Annotated in this window: 5 protein-coding genes and 2 pseudogenes; all 7 read left to right on the forward strand. The window is 70.9% G+C overall.

All coding sequences use genetic code 11. The features are described 5' to 3' along the window. A pseudogene (locus AB0J39_RS38485) lies at window positions 1–195 on the forward strand (shikimate dehydrogenase); the annotation flags it as partial. Window positions 196–445: 250 nt separating this feature from the next. After that, entirely contained in the window at window positions 446–1,054 is a 609-nt protein-coding gene (gene infC, locus AB0J39_RS38490) for a translation initiation factor IF-3 (RefSeq protein ID WP_363474007.1), read from the forward strand. Window positions 1,055–1,195: 141 nt separating this feature from the next. Next, entirely contained in the window at window positions 1,196–1,390 is a 195-nt protein-coding gene (gene rpmI, locus AB0J39_RS38495) for a 50S ribosomal protein L35 (protein WP_030504936.1), read from the forward strand. A gap of 22 nt (window positions 1,391–1,412) precedes the next feature. Beyond that, window positions 1,413–1,793: a 50S ribosomal protein L20 gene (rplT, locus tag AB0J39_RS38500; RefSeq protein ID WP_169983106.1), complete on the forward strand. Its 381-nt coding sequence runs from the start codon at window positions 1,413–1,415 to the stop codon at window positions 1,791–1,793. Window positions 1,794–1,864: 71 nt separating this feature from the next. Then, window positions 1,865–2,698, forward strand: a complete 834-nt coding sequence (locus AB0J39_RS38505) for an RNA methyltransferase (protein ID WP_363474003.1) — start codon at window positions 1,865–1,867, stop codon at window positions 2,696–2,698. Window positions 2,699–2,794: 96 nt separating this feature from the next. Continuing rightward, the gene (locus AB0J39_RS38510; RefSeq protein WP_363474005.1) at window positions 2,795–3,889 is read left to right on the forward strand and encodes an ATP-binding protein; all 1,095 of its coding nucleotides are present in this window, start codon (window positions 2,795–2,797) and stop codon (window positions 3,887–3,889) included. 109 nt (window positions 3,890–3,998) lie between these two features. Then, a pseudogene (locus tag AB0J39_RS38515) lies at window positions 3,999–4,138 on the forward strand (phenylalanine--tRNA ligase subunit alpha); the annotation flags it as partial.

Below are 4,138 nucleotides of genomic sequence, written 5' to 3' on the forward strand. Positions count from 1 at the left end.
GTCGTCTACGCGCCCTGGCCGACCGCGCTGGCCGCGGCCGCAGGCGCGCGCGGGCGCACCGTGCTCGGGGGCTTCCCGATGCTGCTGCACCAGGCGGTGCGGCAGGTCGAGCTGATGACCGGGCGCGCGGACGTGCCGGTGGAGACGATGCGCGCCGCCGGCGAGGCCGAGATCGCACGCCGGGCGGCCTCCTGAGCGGCGTCGCGCCGGGCAGGAATACGTCGAGGGACATTCGGGTTTGTGGTAGCGTAGGAACTCGATCGGTCCGGCATGAGCTGGACGCGCAAGCGGAGGTCCTCCTCCCACCTGCTCCGCCGAAAGGCGGACGGGTTCAGGATCACACCGGAGTTTTCGGCAGGAGAGCTCAGTGACCCCGCATGCGTGACGTGCGGGGTTTTATTATGCCCCGCACGGTCGAGACAAGCGGAAGTCTTTTGGAGGTCCCATCAGCACCGAGCCCCGCATCAACGACCGTATTCGTGTGCCCGAGGTGCGCCTCGTCGGCCCGAACGGCGAACAGGTCGGCATCGTCTCCATCGGCGACGCGCTGAAGCTGGCCCAGGAGAGCGATCTCGACCTGGTGGAGGTCGCGGCCACGGCCCGCCCGCCCGTCTGCAAGCTCATGGACTACGGCAAGTTCAAGTACGAGTCGGCCATGAAGGCGCGTGAGGCCCGCCGTAACCAGGCGCACACGATCATCAAGGAGATCAAGCTCCGGCCGAAGATCGACCCGCACGACTACGAGACCAAGAAGGGTCACGTCGTGCGCTTCCTGAAGGCGGGAGACAAGGTCAAGGTCACGATCATGTTCCGGGGCCGCGAGCAGTCCCGGCCTGAGCTGGGCTTCCGGCTCCTGCAGCGCCTCGCTGAGGACGTCACCGACCTGGGGTTCGTCGAGTCGCAGCCGAAGCAGGACGGTCGCAACATGATCATGGTGATCGGGCCGCACAAGAAGAAGGCCGAGGCGAAGGCCGAGAAGGCCGCCGCCAAGGCCCGCGGCGCCGACGTGCCGGAGGCGGAGCCCGCCGAGGAGCAGGCCGCGCAGCCGCAGTGACACCCGCCTGAACCACCAGGCGGGGCGCCGCAGACGTACACGGAAACCGAGACCGGGGCGGTCTCGCGGAGTAAGGCAGGCCGCCGGCCCGGGTCACCGGCCCGGGCCGTCGGCACGGACGAAAGAGGAGAGACGGCTGAGATGCCGAAGATGAAGACGCACAGCGGTGCGAAGAAGCGGTTCCGGCTCACCGGATCCGGCAAGGTTGTCCGCCGCCGCGCCAACCGGCAGCACCTGTTCGAGCACAAGCCGTCCACTCGCACGCGCCGTCTCGAGGGTGTCGTCGTCATGTCCGACGCCGACACCAAGAAGATCAAGAAGCTGCTCGCGAAGTAACGACCCGGGGAGATAGAACAACATGGCACGCGTGAAGCGGGCGCTCAACGCCAAGAAGAAGCGCCGGGTCGTCCTCGAGCGGGCGAGCGGTTACCGGGGGCAGCGGTCGCGCCTCTACCGCAAGGCCAAGGAGCAGATGCTCCACTCGATGACCTATGCGTACCGGGACCGCAAGGACAAGAAGGGCACGTTCCGCCGGCTGTGGATCCAGCGGATCAACGCCGCGGCCCGGGCCAACGGCATCACCTACAACCGGTTCATCCAGGGCCTGCGCCTGGCCGGCATCGAGGTGGACCGCAAGATCCTCGCGGACCTCGCGGTGAACGACGCCCAGACCTTCGCCACGCTGGTCGAGTCCGCCAAGAAGGCGCTCCCGTCCGACGTGAACGCGCCGGTCGCCTGACACACCTGCTTCGACGAGGGCCCGCCGCCTGCGGCGGGCCCTCGTCCACGTCGAGGGGGGAATGAGCGGGCATGGCGGAGCTCACCAACATCAAGTCGCCGCGGGTCAAGGCGGCCCGTAGGCTGACCAAGCGCGCGTTCCGGGATCGTGACCGGGCGTTCCTGGCCGAGGGACCGCAGGCCGTCCGCGAGGCCCTCGCGATCAAGGACGTGACGGTCGAACTGTTCACGACGGTGGAGGCGGAGACGCGGCACGCCGACATCGTGGCCGACGCCGTGGCGGCGGGCGTTCCCGTCCACCGCGCGAGCGGCGAGGTCATGTCGGAGCTGACCCAGACCGTCACCCCGCAGGGTCTGCTGGCCGTGTGCCGCTTCGTGCACGTCCCGCTGGCCGAGGCGGTGCCGCGGGGGACGCGGCTGGTGGCGATCCTCGCCCACGTGCGCGACCCCGGCAACGCCGGCACGGTCCTGCGTACGGCCGACGCCGCGGGCGCAGACTCGGTGGTGTTCACCGACGCGTCGGTGGATCCGTACAACGGCAAGTGCGTGCGGGCCAGCGCGGGAAGCCTGTTCCACCTGCCGGTCGTGACCGGCACCTCCGTCGCGGACGCCGTACGGCACGCCAGGGAGGCGGGGCTGCGCGTGCTCGCGGCCGACGGCGCGGGCACCCGGACGCTCGACGAGGTCGCGCTCGACGCGCCCACCGCCTGGCTGTTCGGCAACGAGGCGTGGGGCTTGCCGCCCGAGCTCCTCGCGCTGGCCGACGAGGTCGTCCGCGTCCCGATTTACGGACGGGCGGAAAGCCTCAATCTCGCCACCGCCGCGGCGGTCTGCCTGTACGCCTCCGCGCGCGTTCAGCGGCAGACCTTACATTCCGTGGAAGATCCCACCACCCCCGCGCCCTGAGGCTGCTGCCGGGCCCGGGAAACCCGCTATTGTCGGCGAAGGAGTCGCGCAGAACCCGGCGGCGCGCGCAGTTCCGGAGCTCGAGGAGGCGGTCTCGTGCGAGGTGACGACACCCCCGGCGGCGCCCTTGAGGGGGACCCCGGAGGGCGGGCGGACATCGACGCCGACGACCTTCCCGACGGCCTCGTCGCCACCGACGCCGACGGCGTGATCCTCGTGGTCAACCGGGCCGCCGAGTGGCTCACCGGCGTGACCCGCGAGGCGGCCGTGGGCAGGCTCATCGGCGACGTGCTGCCGCTGCGCGACCAGGACGGCCGCGACTGGTGGAAGTGGCTCGACCCGCAGGGCGGGCTGTCCACGCGCAGCCGCCAGCCGGAACGGCCGCTGCACCTGCCCGGCCGCCAGGAGATGCTCGTCGCCGCGCGCTTGGTCCGCACGCCGAGGCGCGGCGGGCGGGTGGAACGCGTGGTCATCACGCTGCGTGACGCCTCGGCGCGCGCCCGGATCGAGCGCAGCCGCGCCGATCTCGTCTCGACCGTGGCCCACGAGCTGCGCTCGCCGCTGACCAGCGTCAAGGGCTTCACCGCGACGCTGCTCGCCAAGTGGGACCGCTTCACCGACGCCCAGAAGCGCGTGATGCTGGAGACGGTCAACGCGGACGCCGACCGGGTGACACGGCTGATCACCGAGCTGCTCGACGTATCGCGCATCGAGTCGGGCAGGGTGGAGATCCACCGCCAGATCGTGGACGTGCCGGCCCGGGCCCGCAGGATCATCGCGGGCCGGGTGGCGGCGGGGGAGCCGGAGGACCGCTTCCGGCTGGAGGTTCTCGGCGAGCTGCCCGAGATGTGGCTCGACCAGGACAAGATTGACCAGGTTCTCGCGAACCTGGTGGAAAATGCGGTGCGCCACGGACGCGGTACGGTGACCATAGTGGTGGAGCCGGTCGAATGGGGAGTGGCGGTGTCGGTGCGGGACCAGGGTGAGGGCGTGGCGCCCGAGCTGGTCGGCCGCGTCTTCCGCCAGTTCTGGCGGGGCAACGGCCGCCGCCGCGGGGGGACCGGCCTCGGCCTGTTCATCGTCAAGGGCCTCATCGAGGCCCACGGCGGCACGATCAGCGTGCAGCGCGCGCCCGGCGGCGGCGCGGAATTCCGATTTACGTTGCCCACCGGCACCCCTGACTTCGCCTGAGCCTTTCCACAGGCTCCCCGCGCGGAGGACGGCCCGGTGGGCTGATCGGACTAGACTCGTTGCCGCTGAGCGCAGGGCGCTCGCAAGCCCCTGGATACGGAGCTCTCTCTTGTCGAACACCTATGACCCGGTCGAGGTGACGCCGCTGCACGCCGACGAGGTCGCGCGGGCGCAGGCCGACGCCCTCGCCGCCATCGCCGCGGCGCGCGACCTCGACGACCTGAAGCAGGCCAGGCTCGCGCACGCGGG

Source organism: Microbispora sp. NPDC049633 (assembly GCF_040675265.1).
GTDB classification, from domain to species: domain Bacteria; phylum Actinomycetota; class Actinomycetes; order Streptosporangiales; family Streptosporangiaceae; genus Microbispora; species Microbispora maris.